This window comes from Pelomonas sp. KK5 (assembly GCF_001984095.1).
Classification (GTDB): Bacteria; Pseudomonadota; Gammaproteobacteria; order Burkholderiales; family Burkholderiaceae_C; genus KK5.
Genome location: NZ_LYVQ01000521.1, coordinates 1 through 755 on the forward strand (window position 1 = coordinate 1; position 755 = coordinate 755).

At 70.9% G+C, this 755-nt stretch carries 1 pseudogene; it reads left to right on the forward strand.

Going from position 1 to position 755, the window contains the following annotated elements:
• Window positions 1-755: pseudogene (locus B0W88_RS34185) on the forward strand (hypothetical protein); the annotation flags it as partial.

Below are 755 nucleotides of genomic sequence, written 5' to 3' on the forward strand. Positions count from 1 at the left end.
TGACCGCCGCCACCGGCGGCATCAGCCAGACCGCCGCGCTGACGCTCAACGTCGACGGCAGCAACTTCACCACCAGCAGCGCCGGCCAGACCATCGCGCTGACCCAGGCCGGCAACACCTTCAACGGCAAGACCATTGCGCTGCACAGCGGTGGCAACGTCGGCGTCAGCGCCGATGCGATCAAGCTCGCGGCCAGCACCATCGGCGGCACGCTGACCGCCACCGCCACCACCGGCGACATCACCCAGACGGCGGCGCTGACGCTCAATGTCGACGGCAGCAGCTTCAACGCCACCAACGGCGCGATCACGCTGAGCCAGGCCAATGTGTTCGGCGGCAGGACCCTCGCGCTGAACAGTGGCGGCGACGCCACCGTCAACGCCGACTCGATCAAGCTGGCCGCCAGCACGATCGGCGGCAAGCTGACGGCCACGGCCACCAGCGGCGGCATCAGCCAGTCCGGCGCGCTGAGCCTGGGCACCGATGGCAGCAGCCTCACCACCAGCACCAGCGGCCAGGCCATCGCGCTGACCCAGGCCGGCAACACCTTCCACGGCAAGACGGTGGCGCTGCACAGCGCGGGCGCGGCCAGCATCACGGCGGATGCGCTGGTCCTCGCCGCCAGCGACAGCGCGGGCGCCTTCTCCGCCACCGCGACCACCGGCGACATCACCCAGTCCGGCGCGCTGACGCTGCATGCCGATGGCAACAGCTTCGGCACCAGCGGCGCCGGGCGCGTGATCACGCTGACGAAC